The organism is Streptomyces sp. NPDC002467 (assembly GCF_042889825.1).
Classification (GTDB): domain Bacteria; phylum Actinomycetota; class Actinomycetes; order Streptomycetales; family Streptomycetaceae; genus Streptomyces.
Map to the genome: position 1 here is coordinate 24,472 of NZ_JBIARJ010000021.1, position 22,862 is coordinate 47,333.

At 71.5% G+C, this 22,862-nt stretch carries 21 protein-coding genes; 10 read left to right on the plus strand and 11 right to left on the minus strand.

Annotated features, from left to right (window positions below; translation table 11 throughout):
* Nucleotides 1–82 precede the first annotated feature (82 nt).
* The 3 genes from ACFYYJ_RS33560 to tyrS all read left to right on the plus strand — a co-directional run bounded on the left by ACFYYJ_RS33560 (nucleotide 83) and on the right by tyrS (nucleotide 4,380).
* Nucleotides 83–1,645: a TldD/PmbA family protein gene (locus tag ACFYYJ_RS33560; RefSeq protein WP_385365258.1), complete on the plus strand. Its 1,563-nt coding sequence runs from the start codon at nucleotides 83–85 to the stop codon at nucleotides 1,643–1,645.
* Nucleotides 1,642–3,045: a metallopeptidase TldD-related protein gene (locus ACFYYJ_RS33565; protein ID WP_385129210.1), complete on the plus strand. Its 1,404-nt coding sequence runs from the start codon at nucleotides 1,642–1,644 to the stop codon at nucleotides 3,043–3,045. Before ACFYYJ_RS33560 ends, ACFYYJ_RS33565 begins: the two co-directional genes overlap by 4 nt.
* 66 nt (nucleotides 3,046–3,111) lie before the next feature.
* Complete coding sequence (gene tyrS / locus ACFYYJ_RS33570; RefSeq protein WP_376661288.1) at nucleotides 3,112–4,380, plus strand: tyrosine--tRNA ligase; 1,269 nt, start codon at nucleotides 3,112–3,114, stop codon at nucleotides 4,378–4,380.
* A gap of 90 nt (nucleotides 4,381–4,470) precedes the next feature.
* Here the strand turns inward: tyrS and ACFYYJ_RS33575 are convergent, their stop codons facing one another.
* Nucleotides 4,471–4,749 carry a GlsB/YeaQ/YmgE family stress response membrane protein gene (locus ACFYYJ_RS33575; protein WP_384584336.1) on the minus strand — a complete coding sequence of 93 codons (279 nt, stop codon included), beginning with the start codon at nucleotides 4,747–4,749 and terminating at the stop codon, nucleotides 4,471–4,473.
* Nucleotides 4,750–5,001: 252 nt separating this feature from the next.
* Here ACFYYJ_RS33575 and ACFYYJ_RS33580 point away from each other — a divergent pair, with 252 nt between their 5' ends.
* Together ACFYYJ_RS33580 and ACFYYJ_RS33585 are read left to right on the plus strand one after the other, a co-directional pair.
* A complete protein-coding gene (locus tag ACFYYJ_RS33580; RefSeq protein WP_385129217.1) occupies nucleotides 5,002–5,280 on the plus strand; it encodes a DUF3099 domain-containing protein in 279 nt (92 codons plus the stop codon).
* Between the two features lie 136 nt (nucleotides 5,281–5,416).
* Nucleotides 5,417–5,665, plus strand: a complete 249-nt coding sequence (locus ACFYYJ_RS33585) for a hypothetical protein (protein WP_389137929.1) — start codon at nucleotides 5,417–5,419, stop codon at nucleotides 5,663–5,665.
* Between the two features lie 46 nt (nucleotides 5,666–5,711).
* On the opposite strand, the gene moaA is transcribed toward ACFYYJ_RS33585, so the two are convergent.
* The 3 genes from moaA to ACFYYJ_RS33600 form a co-directional block, all read right to left on the minus strand.
* Entirely contained in the window at nucleotides 5,712–6,701 is a 990-nt protein-coding gene (moaA, locus tag ACFYYJ_RS33590) for a GTP 3',8-cyclase MoaA (protein WP_389137931.1), read from the minus strand.
* Between the two features lie 178 nt (nucleotides 6,702–6,879).
* Nucleotides 6,880–8,511 (minus strand): cation acetate symporter, encoded by a 1,632-nt coding sequence (locus ACFYYJ_RS33595; protein WP_385129205.1) that lies wholly within the window; start codon nucleotides 8,509–8,511, stop codon nucleotides 6,880–6,882.
* Nucleotides 8,508–8,873: a DUF485 domain-containing protein gene (locus ACFYYJ_RS33600; protein WP_384584348.1), complete on the minus strand. Its 366-nt coding sequence runs from the start codon at nucleotides 8,871–8,873 to the stop codon at nucleotides 8,508–8,510. Before ACFYYJ_RS33600 ends, ACFYYJ_RS33595 begins: the two co-directional genes overlap by 4 nt.
* Nucleotides 8,874–9,130: 257 nt before the next feature.
* Between ACFYYJ_RS33600 and ACFYYJ_RS33605 the strand changes: the two genes are divergently transcribed.
* Complete coding sequence (locus ACFYYJ_RS33605) at nucleotides 9,131–10,675, plus strand: S8 family serine peptidase (RefSeq protein ID WP_389137933.1); 1,545 nt, start codon at nucleotides 9,131–9,133, stop codon at nucleotides 10,673–10,675.
* Between the two features lie 78 nt (nucleotides 10,676–10,753).
* On the opposite strand, the gene ACFYYJ_RS33610 is transcribed toward ACFYYJ_RS33605, so the two are convergent.
* The 7 genes from ACFYYJ_RS33610 to ACFYYJ_RS33640 all read right to left on the minus strand — a co-directional run bounded on the left by ACFYYJ_RS33610 (nucleotide 10,754) and on the right by ACFYYJ_RS33640 (nucleotide 17,908).
* On the minus strand, nucleotides 10,754–11,797 hold the full coding sequence (locus ACFYYJ_RS33610) for a zinc-dependent alcohol dehydrogenase family protein (RefSeq protein WP_385129201.1): 1,044 nt from the start codon (nucleotides 11,795–11,797) through the stop codon (nucleotides 10,754–10,756).
* 52 nt (nucleotides 11,798–11,849) lie between these two features.
* The gene (locus ACFYYJ_RS33615; protein ID WP_389137936.1) at nucleotides 11,850–12,572 is read right to left on the minus strand and encodes a lysoplasmalogenase; all 723 of its coding nucleotides are present in this window, start codon (nucleotides 12,570–12,572) and stop codon (nucleotides 11,850–11,852) included.
* Nucleotides 12,569–13,456 carry a sterol desaturase family protein gene (locus ACFYYJ_RS33620; protein ID WP_389137938.1) on the minus strand — a complete coding sequence of 296 codons (888 nt, stop codon included), beginning with the start codon at nucleotides 13,454–13,456 and terminating at the stop codon, nucleotides 12,569–12,571. Before ACFYYJ_RS33620 ends, ACFYYJ_RS33615 begins: the two co-directional genes overlap by 4 nt.
* A 245-nt stretch (nucleotides 13,457–13,701) precedes the next feature.
* A complete protein-coding gene (locus tag ACFYYJ_RS33625) occupies nucleotides 13,702–14,925 on the minus strand; it encodes an amidohydrolase family protein (protein WP_389137940.1) in 1,224 nt (407 codons plus the stop codon).
* Nucleotides 14,922–16,214, minus strand: coding sequence for an amidohydrolase family protein (locus ACFYYJ_RS33630; protein WP_389137942.1), 1,293 nt, complete (start codon nucleotides 16,212–16,214; stop codon nucleotides 14,922–14,924). The genes ACFYYJ_RS33625 and ACFYYJ_RS33630 overlap by 4 nt, the downstream gene beginning before the upstream one ends.
* 10 nt (nucleotides 16,215–16,224) lie before the next feature.
* Nucleotides 16,225–17,109 (minus strand): SDR family NAD(P)-dependent oxidoreductase, encoded by an 885-nt coding sequence (locus ACFYYJ_RS33635; RefSeq protein WP_385129193.1) that lies wholly within the window; start codon nucleotides 17,107–17,109, stop codon nucleotides 16,225–16,227.
* A gap of 1 nt (nucleotide 17,110) precedes the next feature.
* Nucleotides 17,111–17,908, minus strand: coding sequence for an acetoacetate decarboxylase family protein (locus ACFYYJ_RS33640; protein ID WP_384584372.1), 798 nt, complete (start codon nucleotides 17,906–17,908; stop codon nucleotides 17,111–17,113).
* Nucleotides 17,909–18,050: 142 nt separating this feature from the next.
* On the opposite strand from ACFYYJ_RS33640, the gene ACFYYJ_RS33645 reads away from it, so the two are divergent.
* From ACFYYJ_RS33645 to ACFYYJ_RS33660, 4 genes are all read left to right on the plus strand, one after another.
* Nucleotides 18,051–18,674: a TetR/AcrR family transcriptional regulator gene (locus tag ACFYYJ_RS33645; protein ID WP_385129191.1), complete on the plus strand. Its 624-nt coding sequence runs from the start codon at nucleotides 18,051–18,053 to the stop codon at nucleotides 18,672–18,674.
* Nucleotides 18,675–18,817: 143 nt separating this feature from the next.
* Entirely contained in the window at nucleotides 18,818–21,493 is a 2,676-nt protein-coding gene (locus ACFYYJ_RS33650; RefSeq protein WP_389137945.1) for an MXAN_6230/SCO0854 family RING domain-containing protein, read from the plus strand.
* Entirely contained in the window at nucleotides 21,490–22,479 is a 990-nt protein-coding gene (locus ACFYYJ_RS33655) for a DEDDh family exonuclease (RefSeq protein ID WP_385129188.1), read from the plus strand. Before ACFYYJ_RS33650 ends, ACFYYJ_RS33655 begins: the two co-directional genes overlap by 4 nt.
* Before the next feature lie 100 nt (nucleotides 22,480–22,579).
* Nucleotides 22,580–22,813 (plus strand): hypothetical protein, encoded by a 234-nt coding sequence (locus tag ACFYYJ_RS33660; RefSeq protein ID WP_215139859.1) that lies wholly within the window; start codon nucleotides 22,580–22,582, stop codon nucleotides 22,811–22,813.
* The last annotated feature ends 49 nt before the right edge of the window (nucleotides 22,814–22,862 follow it).

The following is a 22,862-nucleotide window of genomic DNA, read 5'->3' on the forward strand; positions in this document are numbered from 1 at the left end:
GAATCGACCTCCGACAGGGCCTTGCGACGGGCTCTGTCGAGTCCCTACAGAAAGATGTAGGCACACGCGCCTCGATCGCGACATGATCGGGGCGACCGGCCCCGACCCCGGGAGGACTTCCGTGCCCCATTCCATCGATGCGGCCTTCACCGCGCTGCCCTTGCGGGCGCTCGCCGACGCGGCGCTCGCCCGGGCCCGTGCGCTCGGCTCCGAGCACGCCGACTTCCGGCTGGAGCGGATCCGCAGCGCCTCCTGGCGGCTGCGGGACGCCAAACCCTCCGGCGGGTCCGACACCACGGACCTCGGGTACGCGGTCCGCGTCGTGCACGGGGGCAGCTGGGGCTTCGCCTCCGGCGTCGACCTGACCATGGACGGCGCGGCCAAGGTGGCCTCGCAGGCCGTGGCCATGGCGAAGCTGTCGGCGCAGGTGATCAAGGCCGCCGGTTCGGACGAACGGGTGGAACTCGCCGAGGAACCGGTGCACGCGGAGCGGACCTGGATCTCCGCCTACGACGTGAACCCCTTCGAGGTGCCGGACGCGGAGAAGGCGGCGCTGCTCGCCGACTGGAGCTCGCGACTGCTGGCGGCCGAGGGCGTCGCGCACGTGGACGCCTCGCTGCTGGCCGTGCACGAGAACAAGTTCTACGCCGACACCGCCGGCACCGTGACCACGCAGCAGCGCGTGCGGATCCACCCGCAGCTCACGGCCGTCGCCGTCAACGCCTCCACCGGCGAGTTCGACTCGATGCGCACCATCGCCCCGCCCGCCGGGCGCGGCTGGGAGTACCTGACGGGGACCGGCTGGGACTGGAACGCCGAGCTGGAGGAGATCCCCGGCCTGCTCGCCGAGAAGATGCGGGCGCCGAGCGTGCAGGCCGGCCGCTACGACCTGGTCGTGGACCCGTCCAACCTGTGGCTCACCATCCACGAGTCCATCGGCCACGCCACCGAGCTCGACCGGGCGCTGGGCTACGAGGCCGCGTACGCCGGGACCTCGTTCGCCACCTTCGACCAGCTGGGCAAGCTCAAGTACGGCTCCCCCATCATGAACGTGACCGGTGACCGCACCGCCGAGCACGGGCTGGCGACCATCGGCTTCGACGACGAGGGCGTCGAGGCGCAGAGCTGGGACCTGGTCAAGGACGGCACCCTGGTCGGCTATCAGCTGGACCGCCGCATCGCGAAGCTGACCGGCCTCGGCCGCTCCAACGGCTGCGCCTACGCCGACTCCCCCGGGCACGTGCCCGTGCAGCGCATGGCGAACGTGTCGCTCCAGCCGGATCCGGGCGGGCTGTCCACCGAGGACCTGATCGGCGGGGTGGAGCGCGGGATCTACGTGGTCGGCGACCGCTCCTGGTCGATCGACATGCAGCGCTACAACTTCCAGTTCACCGGGCAGCGGTTCTTCCGCATCGAGAACGGCCGGCTGGCCGGGCAGCTGCGCGATGTCGCCTACCAGGCCACGACCACCGATTTCTGGGGCTCGATGGAGAAGGTCGGCGGCCCGCAGACCTATGTCCTGGGCGGCGCCTTCAACTGCGGAAAGGCCCAGCCGGGACAGGTCGCGGCGGTCTCGCACGGCTGCCCGTCGGCGCTGTTCCGCGACGTGAACATCTTGAACACCACGCAGGAGGCCGGCCGATGAGCACGCTTTCGAACGGACGCAGCAAGCCCCACGAGATCGTCGAGCGGGCCCTGGAACTGTCCACCGCCGACGGCTGCGTCGTCATCGCCGACGAGGAGTCGAGCGCGAACCTGCGCTGGGCGGGCAACGCGCTGACCACGAACGGCGTCACCCGCGGCCGGACGCTGACCGTCATCGCCACGGTCGACGGCAAGGAGGGCACGGCCTCGGGGGTCGTCTCGCGCTCCGCCGTCACGGTCGCCGACCTGGAGCCGCTGGTACGGGCCGCCGAGGCCGCCGCCCGCGGGGCCGGGCCCGCCGAGGACGCGCAGCCGCTGGTGACCGGGACCCCGGCCTCGCCGGACTTCACCGACGCCCCGGCCGAGACCTCCTCCGCGGTGTTCGCCGACTTCGCGCCCGCCCTCGGCGAGGCCTTCGCCCGGGCCCGCGCGGGCGGCCGGGAGCTGTACGGCTTCGCCAACCACGAGCTGGTGTCCACGTACGTCGGCACCTCGACGGGCCTGCGGCTGCGCCACGACCAGCCCAAGGGCACGCTGGAGCTCAACGCGAAGTCCCCGGACCGGCAGCGTTCGGCCTGGGCCGGCCGCGCCACCCGCGACTTCAAGGACGTGGACCCGACCTCGCTCGACGCCGAGCTCGCCGTACGGCTGGGCTGGGCGGAGCGGAAGATCGACCTGCCCGCCGGCCGGTACGAGACGCTGCTGCCGCCCACGGCCGTGGCCGACCTGCTGATCTACCAGATGTGGTCGGCCGCGGCCCGGGACGCGACGGAGGGCCGGACGGTCTTCTCCAAGCCCGGCGGCGGCACCCGGATCGGCGAGAAGCTGTCCGAACTGCCGCTGACCCTGCGCAGCGACCCGAACGCGCCGGGCCTGGAGTCCGCGCCGTTCGTGATCGCGCACAGCTCCGGGGACGACGCCTCGGTCTTCGACAACGGCATGCCGGTGCCGGCGACCGAGTGGATCCGGGACGGCGAGCTGACCCGGCTGACCACGACCCGGCACACCGCCGGGCTGACCGGTCTGCCGCTCTCCCCCGCGTTCGGGAACCTCATCCTGGACGGGGGCGGGGAGAAGTCCCTGGACGAGATGGTGGCCTCCACCGAGCGGGGTCTGCTGCTGACCTGCCTCTGGTACATCCGCGAGGTCGACCCGGCCACCCTGCTGCTCACGGGGCTGACCCGGGACGGCGTCTACCTGGTGGAGAACGGGCAGGTCGTGGGCGAGGTCAACAACTTCCGGTTCAACGAGTCCCCCGTGGACCTGCTGTCTCGGGCGACGGAGGCCGGGCGGACCGAGAAGACCCTGCCGCGCGAGTGGGGCGACTGGTTCACGAGGGCTTCGATGCCGCCTGTCCGCATCCCGGACTTCAACATGAGTTCGGTGAGCAAGGGCGTCTGACCGGCCTAGACTGATCCCTTGCAACTAAGTGTTGCAACTTCCCATCTCCGAAGGAGTCGAGAGATCGTGACGGACATCGTCGACGAACTGAAGTGGCGCGGGCTGTTCGCCCAGTCCACCGACGAAGAAGCGCTGCGCAAGGCGTTCGCGGACGGTCCCGTCACCTTCTATTGCGGCTATGACCCGACCGCGGCCTCCCTGCACGTCGGCCACCTGGTCCAGGTGCTCACGATGCGCCGGCTCCAGCTGGCCGGCAACCGGCCGCTGGCGCTGGTCGGCGGGGCCACCGGGCAGATCGGTGACCCGCGCCCGACCGCCGAGCGCACCCTGAACGACCCCGCGGTCATCGCGGAGTGGGTGAACCGGCTGCGTTCGCAGATCGAGCCGTTCCTGTCCTTCGAGGGCGAGAACGCCGCGGTCATGGTCAACAACCTGGACTGGACGGCGGGCATGTCCGCCATCGAGTTCCTGCGGGACATCGGCAAGCACTTCCGCGTCAACAAGATGCTGACGAAGGACTCGGTCGCGAAGCGGCTGGAGTCCGACCAGGGCATCAGCTACACCGAGTTCAGCTACCAGCTGCTCCAGGGCATGGACTTCCTGGAGCTGTACCGGCGCCACGGGTGCACCCTCCAGCAGGGCGGCTCCGACCAGTGGGGCAACCTGACGGCCGGCCTCGACCTGATCCACCGGGTCGAGCCGGAGGCGCACGTGCACGCGCTGGCGACGCCGCTGATGGTCAAGGCGGACGGCACCAAGTTCGGCAAGACCGAGGGCGGGGCCGTCTGGCTCGACCCGGAGCTGACCACGCCGTACGCGTTCTACCAGTTCTGGCTGAACGTGGACGACCGGGACATCTCCACCTACATGCGGATCCTGTCCTTCCAGAGCCGTGAGGAACTGGAGGCGCTGGAGGCGCAGACCGCCGAGCGGCCGCAGGCGCGTGCCGCGCAGCGGGCGCTGGCGGAGGAGCTGACGACGCTGGTGCACGGCGCCGACCAGTGCGCCGCCGTGATCGCCGCGTCGAAGGCTCTGTTCGGTCAGGGCGAGCTGGCGGAGCTGGACGAGGCCACGCTGGCCGCGGCCCTGTCCGAGCTGCCGCGCGCCACGGTGGCGGAGCCGGGCCTGGTCGTCGACCTGCTCGCGGAGACGGGTCTGGTCGCGAGCAAGTCGGCCGGCCGCCGGACCGTGAAGGAGGGCGGTGCCTACGTGAACAACGTGAAGGTCACCGCCGAGGACGCGGTCCCCGCCAAGGAGGACCTGCTCCACGGGCGCTGGCTGGTGCTGCGCCGCGGCAAGAAGAACCTGGCCGCGGTCGAGGTCACCGGCGCCTGACGGCTGCCGCGGGCCACGCCACGGGATACGACGGAGGGGCCGGTACGGACGAACAGTCCGTGCCGGCCCCTCCGCCGCGTTCCGGGAGGCTCAGGTCGTCTGGTGCCTGCCGCCCCGGATCGACTTGTAGGCCATCTCGCCGAGGCCGACGATGAGGACGGCTCCCGCGAGCTGCAACAGGTGGCGGGTCCAGTCGATGCCCCGGGTGTCGGCCACTCCGATCCACGTGGCGACCGCGTTGCCCAGGACCGAGCCGATGATGCCGAAGAGGGTGGTGAGCCAGAGGGGCTGGTGCTGCTTGCCCGGCAGGATGGCCTTGGCAATCAGGCCCAGCACGAAACCGACGATGATCGCCCACAACCAAGACATGTCCCGCCTCCTCCTGGCGCGTTGTGCGCACGTGGGCCCAGTTTCGACCCGTACGGCGTAGCTCGCATTTCGGGCGGACCCGTTCGGGCGAGCGAGCGGGGCACCCCCTCTCCTCACTCCCGCGGGCGCGGCGTACCGTGGGATGCGTCCGGACCGGGGAACGTCCGGCGGCTGATCGGGTGGTGGAGCGTGACACGGACGAAGCGGCAGAAGCGGAACGGGACGGAGGTCTTCCGTATCACCGGGGCGCGCATGGCGCTCGCGGACGACGTACGGGGCCGCCAGCGCAGATATGTCATCTCGATGGCGATCAGGACGCTGTCGGTCATCGCGACGGTGCTCTTGTGGAACGTGCAGCGCCCTGTGGCGATCGTGACGCTCGTGGCGGGCGCCCTGCTCCCCTACGTCGCGGTGGTCATCGCCAACGCGGGGCGCGAGTCGACGCCCTCCCTGCCGTCGAACTTCATCCCGGCTCCCGTGCGGCCCGCACTGGACGCGGGAAACCTCAGGAAAACCTCAGATCAATCATGAAGTTCCGGTGCACCGCACCGGGTCCTGCGTGACATACTGCTCACGCGCTCCGCATCCCCCGTCGGAGCGACGGACCGACGCCGGGCAGCTCCCCCCGTGGCTGCTCGGCGTCGCCTTTCCGTTCTAGGGTTGGGCCGTGACTTCCTCTGATTCCTCCGGCCCCGACGAAACCCCCACCTGCTCCGCCAAGGGCTGCCGCGACGCGGCCGTATGGGTCCTAGCGTGGAACAACCCGAAGCTGCACACGCCGGAGCGGCGCAAGACCTGGCTGGCGTGCGAGGAGCACCGCGAACACCTCTCCCAGTTCCTGGGGGTCCGCGGTTTCCTCAAGGACGTCGTGAAGCTCGACGAGTGGGTGCAGCCCGAGGGCTCCGAGCGCCTCTGACCCTTTGTGCGGCCGCCGCGCCACGGCGCGGCGGCCGTTCGGCGCTTCAGCCGCCGATCGCCGACATGGGCCGGTCGGGCTGCGAGAAGGTCGGGAGGTCGAGGCCGGACCCGGCCTTCTTGCCCCACATGGCGACCTTCCAGAGCCGGGCGATCTCCTCGTCCGGGGCGCCCGAGCGCAGGGCCGCCCGCAGGTCCGATTCCTCGGTGGCGAAGAGGCACGTACGGACCTGGCCGTCGGCGGTGAGCCGGGTACGGTCGCAGGCTCCGCAGAACGGGCGGGTGACCGAGGCGATGACACCGACGGTGGCCGGGCCGCCGTCGACCACCCAGCGCTCGGCCGGGGCGGAGCCGCGCTCGTCGGCGCCTTCCTCGGTGAGCGTGAAGCGGGTGCGCAGGGACTGCAGGATGTCGCCGGCGGTGATCATGCCGTCGCGCTTCCAGCCGTGCTGGGCGTCGAGCGGCATCTGCTCGATGAAGCGGAGCTCGTACTCGTTCTCCACGGCCCAGGCCAGCAGATCGGGGGCCTCGTCGTCGTTCAGTCCGGGCATCAGCACGGCGTTGACCTTGACGGGGGTGAGGCCGGCCTCGCGGGCCGCGGCCATGCCGTCGATGACGTCCCGGTGGCGGTCGCGGCGGGTGAGGGTCTTGAAGACCTCGGGCCGCAGGGTGTCCAGGGAAACGTTCACTCGGTCCAGGCCGGCCGCCTTCAGCGCCACCGCGGTGCGCTTGAGGCCGATGCCGTTGGTGGTGAGGGACATCTTGGGGCGGGGCTCCAGGGCCGCGCACTGCTCGACGATCCCGACCAGGCCGGGGCGGAGCAGCGGCTCCCCGCCGGTGAAGCGGACCTCGGTGATCCCGAGCTGCGTGACCGCGATGCGGATCAGCCGGACGATCTCGTCGTCGGTGAGGAGGTCCGACTTCCCCAGCCACTGCAGGCCCTCTTCGGGCATGCAGTAGGTACAGCGCAGGTTGCACCGGTCCGTGAGCGAGACCCGCAGGTCAGTGGCCACGCGGCCGTACGTGTCGAGAAGCACTGTTGGCCCCCTCCCCTGTCCGGAAGTAGAGGTACGCGCGACAGTGGATCTACCTCACGCGTTCTACATCCGAGACTACGGGACGTGTGTGTCGTGCAGAGGTGCCCGAATGAACGAGACGTAACGTGGCCGCGTCGTAAAAAGGTACGACGCGGCCACGCTGGGTGTTCGGACGATTTCAGTGAGCGCCTGTTCCGGTGAGGGAGCGCACTTCCAGCTCGGCGAACTTCTGCGGGTCGGCCTGCTCCTTGGACAGGACGGTTCCCAGCCATCCCAGCAGGAAGCCGAGCGGGATGGAGATGATGCCGGGGTTCTCCAGGGGGAACCAGTAGAAGTCGGCGTCCTTGAACATCGAGGTCGGCTTGCCCGAGACGACCGGCGAGAACAGCACCAGGCCGACCGCCGAGATCAGACCGCCGTAGATCGACCAGAGCGCGCCCTTGGTGGTGAAGCGCTTCCAGAAGAGGCTGTAGAGGATCGTCGGCAGGTTGGCGGAGGCGGCGACCGCGAAGGCGAGGGCGACCAGGCCGGCAACGTTCATGTCGCGGGCGAGGGCCCCGAGGAAGATGGCGACGGCCCCGATGACCACGGTGGACCAGCGGGCGGCGCGCACCTCCTCCTTCTCGGTGGCCTGGCCCTTGCGGATGACGTTGACGTAGATGTCGTGCGCGAAGGACGAGGACGAGGCCAGGGTCAGGCCCGCGACCACGGCGAGGATGGTGGCGAAGGCGACCGCGGAGATCACGGCGAGCAAGATGGCGCCTCCGGTGGACCCTGCGCCGCCGCCGATCTCCTGGGCGAGCAGCGGGGCCGCCGTGTTGCCCGCCTTGTTCGAGGCCAGGATGTCGGCGCGCTTGAGGAGGGCCGCGGCACCGAAGCCGAGGGCGATGGTCATCAGGTAGAAGGCCCCGATGATGCCGATGGCCCAGTTCACCGACTTCCGGGCGGCCTTGGCGGTGGGCACGGTGTAGAAGCGGATCAGGATGTGCGGCAGGCCGGCGGTGCCCAGGACCAGGGCGAGGCCGAGCGAGATGAAGTCCAGCTTGGTGAGCGAGTCCTTGCCGTACTTGAGTCCGGGCTCCAGGAACTTCGCGCCCTGGCCGCTGTTCTCGGCCGCCTGGCCCAGCAGGGCGGAGATGTTGAAGTTGAACTTCACCAGCACCAGGAAGGTGATCAGGAGGGTGCCCGCGATCAGCAGGACCGCCTTGATCATCTGGACCCAGGTGGTGCCCTTCATGCCGCCGATGGTCACGTAGACGATCATGAGGACGCCGACCAGCGCGACCACGGCCACCTTGCCGCCGTCGCTGGTGATGCCCAGGAGCAGCGAGACGAGCACGCCGGCGCCGGCCATCTGGGCGAGCAGGTAGAAGATCGAGACGACGATGGTGGAGGTGCCGGCCGCGGTGCGGACGGGCCGCTGGCGCATCCGGTACGCGAGGACGTCGCCCATCGTGTAGCGGCCGGAGTTGCGCAGCGGCTCGGCGACGAGCAGCAGGGCGACCAGCCAGGCGACGAGGAAGCCGATGGAGTAGAGGAAGCCGTCGTAGCCGAAGAGGGAGATGGCTCCGGCGATGCCGAGGAAGGACGCGGCGGACATGTAGTCGCCGGAGATGGCCAGGCCGTTCTGGAAGCCGGTGAACTGGCGGCCGCCCGCGTAGAAGTCGGCGGCGTCCTTGGTCTGGCGGCCGGCCCGGATCGTGATGATCAGGGTGGCGACGACGAACAGCCCGAACAGCGTGATGATCAGCGGGCGGTGCTCGCCGGCGCCGCCCGCCGCGAGCGTGGTCGCGTGGATCGTCGGGCTCATTCCCCGGCCTCCATCCGCGCCTTGATGGCCGAGGCCTTCGGGTCGAGCTTGGAGGCAGCGTGGCGCGAGTACAGCCAGGCGATGAGGAAGGTCGTCGCGAACTGGGCGAGGCCCAGGACCAGGGCGACGTTGACGTTGCCGAAGAGCTTGGTCCCCATGAAGCCGCCCGCGTAGTTGGACAGCAGCACGTAGAGCAGGTACCAGGCGATGAAGGCCACGGTGAGCGGGAAGGCGAAGGAGCGGTAGGAGCTGCGCAGTTCGGCGAACTCCGCGCTCTGCTGGACGCGTGCGAAGTCATCGGCCGTGGGGCCTGCCAGTGGCGTTCCCGCGCTGCCCGGGGGCGGCGCTGCTTCGGTGGTCACGGGGGGCTCTCCTTGTGACGCGGGTGCAGGGGGGAAGACGGACAAAACAACCTCCGTGTGGGGGGACGGTGGTGCTGATCCCCCCTGTCAACGGCACGGACGGCGTGTCGCGACGGTTCAACACCCGCTGATTCTTCGGGAACTGATTTCTCGAACTGATGGCGGAGAAGGGAACGAGAACGCTAGGTTCGCCTGTCATGAACCCGTCCGACGCGACCGCGTACGGACGGCTTTCTCAAGGATGATCTGGAGAACCCATGGCTCATCTGGGATCCGGCCGCCGGCGTGCCCTCGCCGTACCGGTCGGCCTGGCGCTCACCGCCTCGCTCGCCTTCCTGCCCTCGGTCGCGGCCTCCGCCGCCCCGCTGGGCAACACGGCGGAGACGGCTGCGGCATCCAAGGCCGAGACGACCGGCCCCAAGCTGTCGTACGTGGCGAACCTGAACTCGTACGCCACGGTGAAGGCCGCGAAGAAGGCCATCGAGCGGGCCGGCGGAACGGTGGTGACGTCCTATGAGCAGATCGGCGTCATCGTCGCGCACTCGCAGAACCCGGACTTCGCCAAGACGCTGCGCGCCAACCGCGGCCTCTTCGTCTCGGTCGGCGCCACCCGCACGGCCCCCCTCCAGTCGGTGGCGACCACCGACGAGGGCGCGACGCAGAAGCTGAGCGCGGCCGACGCCGCCAAGGCGGCAGCCGCGGCCCAGGAGGGTCAGGAGCCGCTGGAGCCCAACCAGTGGGACCTGCGGGCGATCAAGGCCGATCAGGCTCACAAGATCAACGATGGCAGCCCGAACGTCACGGTGGGCATCATCGACACGGGTGTCGACGACACTCACCCCGATCTCGCCGCGAACTTCTCCAAGGAGCAGTCGGCCAACTGCGTCGGCGGCGTCGCGGACACCACCGACGGCGCCTGGCGCCCGTACGCGGACGGCAGCGACCACGGCACGCACGTGGCCGGCACCATCGCCGCCCCGCGCAACGGCGTCGGCATCAGCGGTGTCGCGCCCGGCGTGAAGATCGCCGCGATCAAGGTGAGCGAGCCGGGGACCAGCCTCTTCTACACCGAGGCGGTCGTCTGCGGCTTCATGTTCGCCGCCGAGAAGGGGATCGAGGTGACCAACAACAGCTACTACGTCGACCCGAACCTCTTCAACTGCAAGACGGACGACGACCAGAAGGCGCTGGTGGAGGCCATCAGCCGGGCCACCAAGTACGGCGAGCGCAAGGGCACGCTGCACGTGGCCTCCGCCGGCAACTCCAACCAGGACCTGGCGGCCGACTCCCTGCTCGACGAGACCAGCCCGAACGACACCACCCCGGTGCCGCGCACCATCGACCCGAAGGTCTGCCTGGACCTGCCCACGCAGCTCCCGGGCGTGGTCACGGTCTCGGCCACCGGTGACAAGGGCCTGCGGTCGTACTACTCCAGCTACGGCCTCGGGGTCGTCGACGTCGCCGCCCCGGGCGGTGACAAGTGGCAGATCCCGGCCACCCCGGACGCCAACGGCCGCGTGCTGTCCACCCTCCCGGGCGGCGGCTACGGCTACAAGCAGGGCACCTCGATGGCCGGCCCGCACGTCGCGGGCGTCGCGGCGCTCCTCAAGAGCACCCACCCCTCGGCCACGCCCTCGCAGATACAGGCGATGCTGACGGCCCAGGCCACGAAGGCCTCCTGCCCGACGCAGATATACGACGCCGCGGGCACCCTGATCGACGCCACCACCTGCCAGAGCAAGTGGGGCCAGACGGGCTACTACGGCTACGGCGTGGTCGACGCGCTGAAGGCCGTGAAGTAACCGGCCGAACCGGCCGAACCGGGAAGGGCCGGGTGGGGATCTCCCCGCCCGGCCCTTCTCCGTGTCCCGTCGCGGCCGTCAGGGCTTGATGAGCACCTTGAGCGCGCTGCGGTCGTCCATCGCGCGGTAGCCGTCCGGGACCTCGTCCAGGGTCACGGCGCGGTCGAAGACCGGCGACGGGTCGATGGCCCCGCTCAGCACGTCCTCCAGCAGCTCCGGGATGTAGGCGCGGACCGGGGCGACGCCTCCGCGCAGGGTGATGTTGCGGTCGAACATCACGCCGAGGTCGAGGCCGGTGCCGCTGCCGTGCGGGACGCCGACGTAGCCGATGGCCCCGCCGTCGCGGGTGATGTTCACGGCGGTGCGCATGGACTGCTCGGTGCCGACGGCCTCGATGACCGAGTGCGCGCCCTGGCCGCCGGTCAGCTCGCGGACGGCCGCCTCGGCCGCCTCGCCGCGCTCGGCGACGACGTCGGTGGCCCCGAAGAGCTTGGCGATGTCCGTACGGACCTCGTGGCGGCCCAGTGCGATGATCCGGTCGGCGCCGAGGCGCTTGGCGGCGAGGACACCGCACAGGCCGACCGCGCCGTCACCGACGACGGCGACCGTGGAGCCCTTGCGCACCCCGGCGCCGAGGGCCGCGTGGTGGCCGGTGCCCATGACGTCGGAGAGCGCGAGCAGCCCGGTCAGCAGGTGGTCGTCGGAGACCGCGTCGGCGGGCAGCTTCACCAGGGTGCCGTCGGCGTGCGGGACGCGGACGGCCTCGCCCTGGCCGCCGTCGTGGCCGACCGAGCCCCAGAAGCCGCCGTGCACGCAGGAGGTGTACAGCCCCTCGGAGCAGTAGTCACAGGTGCCGTCGGACCACATGAAGGGGGCGACGACCAGGTCGCCGGCCTTCAGCCCGCTCACGGCGGAGCCGGTCTCCTCGACGACGCCGAGGAACTCGTGGCCGATGCGCTGGCCGGGCTGCCGCGCGGCCTCGCCGCGGTAGGCCCACAGGTCGCTGCCGCAGATGCAGGCGCGCAGCACGCGGATGACGGCGTCCTCGGGGCGCTGGATCGCAGCGTCGGGCACCTCCTCCACGCGGATGTCGTGCGGGGCGTGGATGACGGTGGCGCGCATGGTGGTGCAGTCCTCCGGATCGGGGAAATGGTTGAGTCTTGTAAGACTCCCCCTACCGTACGCCTGCTTCCCGCGTGGTCGTGCCGTCGGCCGCGGCACCGGTCTCGCCCGTGGTCGCGCCGGTGATCGCGCCGGTTGCCAGCAGGTACTGGGCGGCGACGTACGTGGCCATGATCCAGAAGTCCGGCCGGGGCAGCTGGGGCCATTCGGCGACGCCGGTGGCGATGAGGGTGTCCGACAGCAGGAACAGCGCCCCGCCGATCCCGGCCCGCGGGCCCAGCGAGCTGGAGCGGTAGGCCATGGCGGTGAGCAGCAGGCTGTAGCCGGCGACCGGGATCCGCAGATCGGCCGGGAGGTCGGCCCAGAGCATCGCGACGGTCCCTACGAGCGCGAGGACGTACGCACCCCCGAGCAGCGGGTTCGCGGCCCGCTTGCCGAAGAGCACGAGGTAGCAGACGTGCCCGGCGGCGAAGGAGCCCATGCCGACGAGGAAGGCGACATCGGCGTCGAAGAGCAGGGCGAGGTCCCCGCCCCAGCCGAACAGCAGGGCGGCGACCAGCAGCCGGGGCGCGCCGCACACGATCACGTACGCGACGAGCAGCGGCATCAGCAGCGGCTTGGCGATGACGTGGCCGAGGTGCCAGCCGGCGAGCAGCGAGCCGAGGTCGACGGCGGTGGCCACGGCGAAGCCGCCGAGCAGGAGCCGCGCGGTGGTTCCGGCTGCTGCGGGGGCGGGCCGCGCCCAGGACGGCGTACGGGACTCGCCGGCGCTCACGCGGCACGCTCCGGGGCCTGCACGGTCGGGGCCTGCGCGGGGGCGGCCGGGGCCTGGGCCGGCTGCCAGCCGGGGCCGCGGAAGACGCGCCCGGCGCGCTCGCGCCAGCTGTCGGCGGCCTTCACGTCCCGGGCGATGGCGGCGTACTCGTGGGTGGCCACGCGCAGCGGGTTGTAGGTGTTGATGTTCTTGGTCAACCCGAAGACGGGCTTGTCGGTCTCGCCCACCCAGGAGCCGAACATCCGGTCCCAGATGATCAGGATCCCGCCGAAGTTGCGGTCCAGGTAGCCGCCCTGGGAGGCGTGGTGGACACGGTGGTGGGAGGGGGTGTTGAAGACGAACTCGACGGGCCGGGGCAGCTTGTCGATCCGCTCGGTGTGGATCCAGAACTGATAGACGAGGTTGACGGAGTAGCAGAACGCGATGGCGGCCGGGTGCACGCCGAGGGCGATCATCGGCAGGTAGAACGGCCAGGAGGTGCCACTGGTCCACGGCTGGCGCAGGGCGGTGGTGAGGTTGAACTTGCGGCTGCTGTGGTGGACGACGTGGCAGGCCCACAGGATGCGGATGACGTGGTGGCCGCGGTGCTGCCAGTAGTAGCAGAAGTCCTGGGCGAGCAGCATGAGCGGGAAGGTCCACCACAGGAACGGCACGCGCAGCGGGGTCAGCTCGTACACGGCGGTGTAGATCGCCACGACGGGGATCTTCCACAGCAGGTCGAAGCCGATGCTGCCGAGCCCCATGCCGATGCTGGTGACGGCGTCCTTGGTCTCGTACCCGGCGGCGTCCTCGTCGGGATGGATGCGGTAGCTCACCAACTCGACGACGGTGAGCAGTACGAAGGCGGGTATGGACCACAGCACGACATCGGGCAGGTTCGGCATGTCCGCACCTTAGAGGCGGTCTCCGGGGTGCCGCTAGAGGTTGTTACCGATCGGTATCCATCGGGGTTACCGATGGTTCGGGGAGGGCGGGGAATGACGGGATTCGAGACGGTTCTCCGGGCGCCCCGGCGGCGTGCCCGGTCTGCGCATCGCCTCGGCGGGTACCACCCCGCCGGCGGGAACGGAGGGGTTCCCGCCGGGGCGGCTCACGGCGTACGACGTCCGAGCCGCCCCGGCGGAACACGTCACCAGACCCGGACCGACCCCCCTCGGGCAAACGCCGGGCTGGTGGCGCCTTCGGGGACCGCCGTGAGCGGCTCGGTGATCTCCGAGACCAGCGGGCCGTGTTTCGCCGCGAGCGCGTCCAGGAGGGGGAGGTCGAAGCCGTACACGCGGGCCGCGTTGCCGCCGACCATCGCGGCGACCTCCTCCCGCGGGAGGCCCGCGTAGGCGATGCGGAGGCCTTCGCGGGAGAACGGGGTGGTGCCCTCGTCGTGGGGGTAGTCGCTGCCCCACATGATCTTGTCGAGGCCGATCCGATCCCGCAGCGGGACCTCGTGCGGCCGCATGAAGCTGGCGCCCACGAAGCAGTTGTCCCGCCAGACCTCGCTCGGGCCCTTGCCCATCGCGTCCGCCAGGCCCGCCCCGAACTTGGACTCCGCCGTGCCCGAGGCCGCGACCAGGCGGCCGTGGTAGTAGTCCAGCATCTCCATCACGCCCGGGATCCAGCCGGATCCCTGTTCCGTGAGGACCAGCTTGAGGCCGGGGTGCCGGCGGAACGCGCCGCCGAAGATGAGGTGCCACAGGGCTCGGTGCGAGAACCAGGTGGTCTCGACCATGAAGACGGCACGGGCGGCGGGTTCGTCGCCCAGCGGTGGGGACGCCGAGCCGCCGTGGTGGTTGACCGGCACGTCCAGTTCGTCGCAGACCGCCCAGATCGGGTCGTACGCCTCCGAGTAGAGCTCGGGGACCGTCGAGCCCGGCGGGACCCCGGGCAGCAGGATCCCGCCCGTGAGGCCCGCCTCGCGGGTGCGGCGGATCTCCGCGACCGCCGCGTCGACGTCGTTGAGGAGGATCTGGACCACGCCCGCCCGCCGCCCCGGCGCGTCCGCGCAGAAGTCGGCCAGCCAGCGGTTGTGAGCCTGGAGCCCCGCCCAGCGCATCGCGTACTCGGCGGCCGTCGGCGGCTGGGCCATCAGGGAGGCCTTGGGGAAGAACGGCGGGATCGTGTTCGGGAAGAGGACCTCCGCGACGATGCCGTCCGCCTCCAGTTCGGCGAGCCGGCGCGCCGAGTTCCAGTTGCGGTCCGCCGTGTCCGCGAGGAGGTCCTCGTACGGATTGACGTACGTGGCGGCCCAGGCGTCGAACTCGTCGTGGTACCGCTTCTCCAGGTACGGCTTGTAGTCCAGCAGGTCGGCGCCCGCGTGGCAGTCGGCCGAGATGACGGTGTAGCGGTCCTCCGAGGTCACGCGTCCACCCCCAGCACCGGGAAGTCGTTCTCCGTCAGCCAGTGCCGGCCGACCTCGCGGGAGCGGGCCCAGGAGGCCTCCACCGACGCCTGGTCGGGCGACTGGCCCAGCTCGGCGGGGATGGGGCCGATCCGGCGGGCGATCGGGGCGAGCTTCTCGGTGTCGAAGCCGAAGACGTCGGCCGCCGCCAGGCCCAGCATCCGACGGGTCTCGGCCACCGGGATGTCGTGGAAGGTGTTCTTCAGCCAGTTCCGGGTGTTGGGCCAGGTGCCCTCGGGGTGCGGGAAGTCCGAGCCCCACAGGATGTTGTCGACGCCGATCTCGTAGCGCTGCGCGAGTTCGCGGCGCTTGGTGTTGGTCGCGCAGACGAAGACCTGCCGGTCGAGGTACTCGCTCGGCGGCCGCTTCAGCTCCGCGAAGGGCGAGAGCTTCTTGCCGCCGTGGGCGCCGAGGTAGAGGCGGTCCATGAACCAGAGCTGGTTCGGCAGCCACCAGCAGCCCGACTCGGCCACGCCGAACTTCAGGCCCGGGTGCCGCTCGAAGACCCCGGACCACAGCAGGAACCACAGGGGGCGCGACGGCCACCAGGTGACCTCGGAGACGTAGATGCCCAGGTGGTCGCCGTACTCGTGGCGGGGCGCGGCCCCCGAGTGGGTCACGATCGGCATCGCCGTCTCGGCCGCGGCCGCCCAGATCGGGTCGTAGCGGCGGTCGTGGTACGGCGCCTTGTCCACCCACATGGAGGGGATCATCAGCGCGCCCAGCCCGGACTCCTTGGCCCGGTGGATCTCCGCGACGACCTTGTCCGGCTCGCCGGTGATGGGGAGCAGGGCGACACCGCAGTGCCGTTCGGGGTTCTGCGAAACGAACTCCGCGAGCCAGCGGTTGTGCGCCTGCGCGCCCGCCATGCCGAGTGCGGGGTCCTGGTCGCCGGAGAGGCCGAGGCCCACGCCGAAGGGGGCCGCGGTCTGGCTGTCGACGGCGTCCGCGTCGGGGAAGACGACCTCGGCGGCCACGCCGTCGCCGTCGAGCTCTTTGAGCCGCTGCGTGGTGTCCCAGCCGCCCTTGAGGCCCTCCTCGTGATCGTGGAACCACTTCTCGGCGAAGGCCTCGTTGCGCACGCCGAGGCGGGTGGCCTCCTCGCGGCGGGCGTCGCGCTGGCCCAGGAACTCGTCGAACTGCGGGTGGAAGCGGGAGTCGAGGTAGGGGCGGTACTGCTCGGTCGGCAGTCCCGCGTGGCAGTCGGAGGAGATGATCAGGTACGGGTCTTCGTACGGTGCGTCACTCACTGCGGGCCCCTCAGTCGAGGATGAAGCTTTCCAGATAGGCGGGGTTGGCGCGGTCGAGCATCGACTGCGATCGGGCGCGGATCTGCCGGTCGCTGTGCTCGCTCGCCGGGAGCATCCAGAAGCGGTCGGCGCGGATGCCGTCGACGACGTGTTCCGCGACCTCCTCGACGGGGGTGAAGTTCACCTCGTGCCCGGCCTGCTTCATGGCGGCCTCGTACTGGTCGAGGCTGCGGTACGGGGACTTGCGCGGCCGCTCCTTCGCGTAGCGCTCGGGCCGGTTGCGGTGCGACTCCCACAGCCCGGTGCGCAGCATGTGCGGTCCGGGGAAGAGGACGGAGGCGCCGACGGACGCGCCCTCCGCCTTGAGGTGGGCGTAGAGGGACTCGGTCATCGTCACCACGGCCGCCTTGGTGACCGCGTACACGGAGGCGGTGGGCAGTGGGGCGATGCCGCCGTCGCCGGAGGAGGTGTTGACGACGTGGCCGGGGGCGCCGCCCTCGATCATGCGGGGGACGAAGGCCTGGATGCCGTGGAAGACGCCCCACACGTTGACGGAGAAGGCCCACTTCCAGTCGTTGGGCTCGTGCTGCCACATCCGGCCTTCGGCGCCGGAGCCGACGCCCGCGTTGTTGCAGAGCACGTGCACGGCGCCGAAGGCGTCGTAGACGGCGTCGGCGAGGGCGACGACGGAGTCGCGGTCGCTGACGTCCACGGTCCGTGCGAGGACTTCCGCCCCGCCGGCCGTGAGCTCGGCGGCGGCCTTGTTCAGGGCGCCCTCCTCGACGTCGGCGAGGACGACCTTCAGCCCCTCGGCGGCGAAGCGGCGGGCCATGGCGAGGCCGATGCCACTGGCCGCTCCGGTGACGACGGCCACCTGTCCTGGTTCGAGTCGCATGTCAGACGCTGCCTTCCGGGGGGCCGTCCAGGATCTGCATCGGGTCGTCGTAGCGCTGGTGGATGTACGGGAGCAGGGCCTGGGCGCTGACCCGTTCGACGACCTTGCCCTGCTGGTCGGTGGTCTTCTCGCCGATGGTGATCTCGACGACGCGGCGCACCGGGAGGTCGGCGACCGGGTCGTACATCGACTCGCGGAGCACCACGTCACCGGTGATGTGCTCCAGCTTGCGGACCTTCTCGTTACGGGTGCAGTGCACGAGCACCGGGTCGGCGTCGAAGCCCGAACCGTCCACCGCAGGAAGGAACTTGAAGTAGAAGTCGACCTTCTGCGTGGGCTCGGGCAGCGGCAGCTCGCGGTCGACCGCCCCGCGCACCTCGACGAAGGCGATCCCGTGCCGGGCGAGAGCGGCCCGGACGACGAGGCCGTCGCGTTCGACGCTTATCTCGCCGAGCTTCTTGGGCTCGCCGAAGACCTCGCGACCGCCGGTCAGGGCACGCTCCATGCTCATGGGCATGACGAGCGGGTACCAGCCCTCGACCCCGCCGTGCCGGGCGGCGACGGCCACCGAGCCGGCGCCGAGGGGGTAGCCGGGCAGGTCGACCTTGCTGATGTTGGCCCGTACGAGGGGCCGTTCGGCGGGCTTCAGCGGGGGCGGCAGGACCGCCGCCACCACGTCCGGGTCGGTCTCCCAGACGGCGACGACACCGGTGGACCAGATGTCGGGGAGCTTGGAGTTCTTCTCGCGCGACGCCGCGATCTCTGCCTCGGTTCGCGCTCCGTACCGTACGCGTGCCATGTTCACGCACCACCCTCGTCTTGAGCGGAGTCGGTTCTGTAACACAGTTACACCGCCACCGATGAAGGGTAAAGACCCCTGCACGAACAGAACTGACGATGTGCCAGTTCTTGACGATGCGACAGATTGGCGGACCGGATCCATGGCCAGAAGCACGCTGACCCGTGACGAGGTACTGGACGCCGCCGCGTCCCTGGTCAAGCAGCACGGCCCGGCCGCCCTCACCATGCGCAAGCTGGCCGCCGAGCTCGGCACCGCGGTGACCTCCATCTACTGGCACGTCGGCAACCGGGAGCAACTGCTGGACGCCCTCGTGGAGCGGACCGTGCAGGAGATGGGCGCGATCAGACCGGCCGGCCACGGCCCGGCCGAGCGGATCCTGTCGGTGGCCCGGATCCTGCGCCGCGAGCTGCGGGCGCGTCCGCACCTGATCGCGATGGTCCACGAACGCGGGCTCACGGAGCGGATGTTCCTGCCCGCGCAGCAGGCCCTCGTCCACGAGGTGCACGTCGCCGGGCTGCGCGGGGCGCGGGCGGCCGACGTGGTGCGCGCCATCCAGTTCCAGATCGTCGGCTTCCTGCTCGTGGAGCGCAATCGCGAGCGCTCCCCCGCCCAGTCCCCCGCCGAGAGCGAGCTCTGGGATCCGGCCACGGCCCCGCACGACCCGGCGCTCGCCCGCGCCCTGGCCCGCCCGGCGGATGCGGAGCGGCTGTTCCTGCTGTCCGTCCAGGCCCTGACCGGCACCCTGTTGCCGCCGCGCGGCTAATCGGATTGCCGCACCACCCGTGCCCGTGGTGGGATCGGATGCGCGGGGGCGGCTCCCCGGCGTGCATCCTTCTCACCTCTGTCGAAGATCCCGCGCGCCCACTCTCCGCCCCCGCTTCGTCATGTCCGGAGGGGGATCCACCAGTGTCTGCCATCGAGTCCGTCCTGCTGCGCCGGCTCGGCACCGTCCACATCGACCGGCCGCCGGCCGCGGCCTCGCCCGGCCTCGAAGGGGTCCGGCCCCTGGAGGGCGAGCTCCTGGAGCGCGGCCACGCGCTGAGCGCGGAGCTGTACGCCGCCCTGTCGGTGCTCGCGCCGACCGACCTGGCCGAGGAACGGCTGCGGCTGCTCGCGCTGGTGGACGAACTGATGGGCGCCGACCGGGTGCACAAGCCGCTCTTCCGTCGCTTCCCCTTCTCCATCCCGCACGACACCGAGCGCTGGTACGTCGCCCGGGTCTTCGCGCTGCTGCTCCAGGAGCCCGAGCAGCCGTGCGTGCTCTGCGGCGAGCACGGCACGGTCCACCCCGTCGCGCCCTGCGCCCACCTCGTGTGCCGCACCTGCTGGGACGGCGCCGACCACACCGGCTGCCCCGTCTGCAACCGGCGCGTCGACCCCGCCGATCCCTTCCTGCGCCCGGACCGCGACGAGCGCGCCAAGCGGGCCGGCCGCACGACCGAGGACCTGCCCGCGGGCCCGCTGCGGCTGCTGCGCCTCGGCACCGACCTGCCGGGCGACTGCGCCCGCGTGGTCGCCTCGCTGCTCGCCCGGCAGACCCCGCTGTCCCCCGAGGACCGCGACGACCTGGCCCTGCTGATCGCCGCCGCCCCGGCCGACCTCGGCTGGTTCCCCGAGGAGATCCCCGTACGGGAGACCAAGGCGCTGGTCCTCGGCACGCTGCTGGGCGACTGGCGGACCGAGGACGCGGCGCGGGCGCTGCTCGCCGCCCGGCTCACCACCGCGACCGACGTGCTGCGGCTGCTCGCGGTGGTCTCCGGCGGAGAGGCGGGCCTGCTGCCGCTGCCGCGGTTCGCCAACCCCGGCCGGCCGCTGCGCCGGGAACTCCTCGCGGTGCTCGACGCGTTGAACCCGCAGTACCTGGTCGAGGACCTGCTGCGGCACCCCACCGCCTGGAAGCGGGCCGCGGAGCGCCTGCACCCCTTCGAGCGGCACGCCCGGCACCCGCGGGCCGCGTTGGCCTTCGCCGTGCTGCGGGCCACCACCGTGTCCGCCGCCACCCCGTTCGGCGCGGCGCTGCTGGAGACGGCCGCCGCGCATCCGGACGCCGTCCGCGTGGACGGGGACCGGATCCGGCCCGCCACCTGGTCCGGCCGGATCGAGGAGGCCCTCGCCCACGGGGACGCGGGGGCGGCTGCCGCGCTGGCCGGCGAGCGGCCGGGGGAACTCGTGCGCCGCCTCGACCACCTGCTGCGCCTGCATCCCGGCGAGGAGTTCGTCCCCGAGCTGGAGAAGGCGCTGGAGCGCGCCCTGCCCGCCGTCGGCGCGGGCCCGCTGCTGTCCGCGCTCGGCGCGCTGCGGGCCCGGGCCGAGGACCGCAGGGGCGGGCGCCGGGTGTTCTTCCCGCGCGGAGAGGTCGCCCGCGCCCAGGTGGCGTGGGACGAGCGGGCCCCGCTGCCCGCGCCGCTCGTCGGGGAGGTCGTGGCCCGGCTGGAGGCCGAGGTGCTGCGCCGGTTCGCGGCGGCCGAAGGGGAGCCGTACGAGCTGGCCGTCCTCGACTCCGGGCTCGCGGACCTGACGGTGCCGTTCGGCGAGCGCACCGCCGCCCGGGCGCTGGTGGCCGTGCCCCGGGGCAGTACGCAGATCCTGCCCGAGGGTGAGGTGCTACGGCTGTTCCTGCACTGGACGGAGCCCGCGGGCAACAGAACCGACCTCGACCTGTCCGTCGCCTTCTTCGACGCCGAGTGGCGGTTCACGGGCGTGTGCGACTACACGACGCTCCGGCACGGGCCGCGCGGGGCCGCCACCCACTCGGGCGACCTGACCTCGGCGCCCGCGCCGGACGGCGCCACCGAGTACGTGGACCTGGACCTGGCCGCGCTCGCGGGCAACGGGGACGCGTTCGCCGTCCCACTGGTCTTCGCCTTCGACAACGTGCCCTTCGACGAGCTCCCGGACGCCTTCGCCGGTTTCATGGCCCTGCCGGCGGACGGCCCGCGCGACTCCTCGTACGACCCGCGCAGCGTCCGGCAGCGCTTCGACCTGGCCGGGCAGTCGCGGGTGTGCATGCCGATGGTGGTGGACCTGGCCTCCCGCCGGGCCCTGTGGGCGGACGTCCACCTGCCGCCGTCGGGCGGCTTCCAGAGCGTGGCCTCGCACGGGAACCGGCTGGGGTCCGTCGCCCGCGACGTGTGGGAGCACTTCGGCTCCGGCACGCGTACGAGCATGTGGGACCTGGTGGTGTGGCGGGCCGCGGCCCGCTCCCGCCAAGTGGCCGTCGTGCGCCGGTCCGCCGGTCCCGAGCTCCCCGACGAGCTGTGGTTGTACCGGGCCGGGGACTGCGAACCGGCGGCCGCCTTCGCCTCGCGGATCTCGGCCCTGGAGCCGCCGCAGGAGCGTCGCGGGGCGGCTGACGCCGACGCGGAGGCCGCCCAAGTGGCGGCGGGCAGGCGGGTGTTCCTGGCGACCGTGCACGCGGGCGCGGCCCCGGCGGCGGCTTCGGGGACGGCGTACCGGCTGTTTCCCGGACCCGCCGAAGCATCGGGCGAGTTCGCCCGGGTGAGCGCCGGGGACCTGCTGGCCGAGCTGGGCCGGGCGGACATCGCGGCCACGGCTGTCGGTCGGGGCCGATATCCTCTGTGACCATGCTCGCCGACCGTACGACCGCAGAGACGACGTGGCCGACCGCGTACCCGAAGGGGTACGCGGTCGTCGACGTGGAGACCACCGGGCTCGCTCGCGACGACCGGATAGTCTCCGCCGCCGTCTACCGGCTCGACGCTCAGGGCAACGTGGAGGACCACTGGTACACGCTGGTCAACCCGCAGCGTGACCCCGGGCCGGTGTGGATCCACGGTCTGACGAGCGCGATGCTCGCCGACGCCCCGCTCTTCAAGGACATCTCCGAGGAGTTCGCGGACCGGCTCGCGGACCGGGTGCTGGTCGCCCACAACGCCATCTTCGACTGGCAGATGATCGCCCGGGAGTACGCCCGTGCCGAGGTGACCGCGCCGGTCCGTCAGCGGCTGTGCACGATCGCCCTGTCGAAGGAGCTGAACCTCCCGCTGCCCAACCACAAGCTGGAGTCGCTCGCCGCGCACTTCGGGGTGGTCCAGCAGCGCGCCCACCACGCGCTCGACGACGCCCGGGTACTCGCCGAGGCGTTCCGCCCGTCCCTGCACGCGGCCGCGCGCGGCGGCGTACGGCTGCCCCTGCTGGAGTGCCGGCCGCTGACGGAGTGGTCGGACTCGGCCGCCGCTCCGCGGGTGGGCTACCAGTCCTCGTACGGGAACAGCGGCTGGCGGCCCTCGCGCAAGCGGCCGCCGTGCCCGCACCCGAACCCGGGGCGCTATGAGGACGGCAAGCCGCTGAAGCAGGGGATGCGGATCGCCTTCTCCGGCGACACGTCGGTGGAGCGGGAGCTGCTGGAGGACCGTGCGGTCGAGGCGGGTCTGCACGTCGCCACGAGCGTGTCGCGGCTCACGAGCCTGCTGGTGACGAACGACCCCGACTCGGCGACGTCGAAGACGGTCAAGGCGAAGTCCTTCGGGACGCCCGTCGTCGACGAGGCGGCCTTCACCCAGCTGCTGCGGGACGTGGCGGACGCGGATTCCCGACCCGAGTCCTGAGCGGGTCCCGAGCGGGGGCGTTGCGCCGGCCGGGTGCCGGCTCGGCGACTCACCCCGCTGGATCTTGTTCCGGTCCTCCGCCGTGCGCAGCATTCGGCGCATGGCACGTTGTGAGGTCTGCGGAAACGATTACGGCATGTCGTTCGAAGTGCACGCGCAGGGCGCGGTGCACGTCTTCGACTGCTTCTCCTGCGCCATCCACCGCATGGCGCCCGTCTGCGAGCACTGCCGGGTCCAGATCATCGGACAGGGCGTCGAGGTCGAGGGCCAGTGGTTCTGCGGGGCGCACTGCGCCCGCGCGGAGGGGAAGGTGGGCATCGTCGACCGCGTCTGACTCCCCCGCACCCCGTCTCCCCCGTTCCCCCTCCGGACCCCGGACGGCC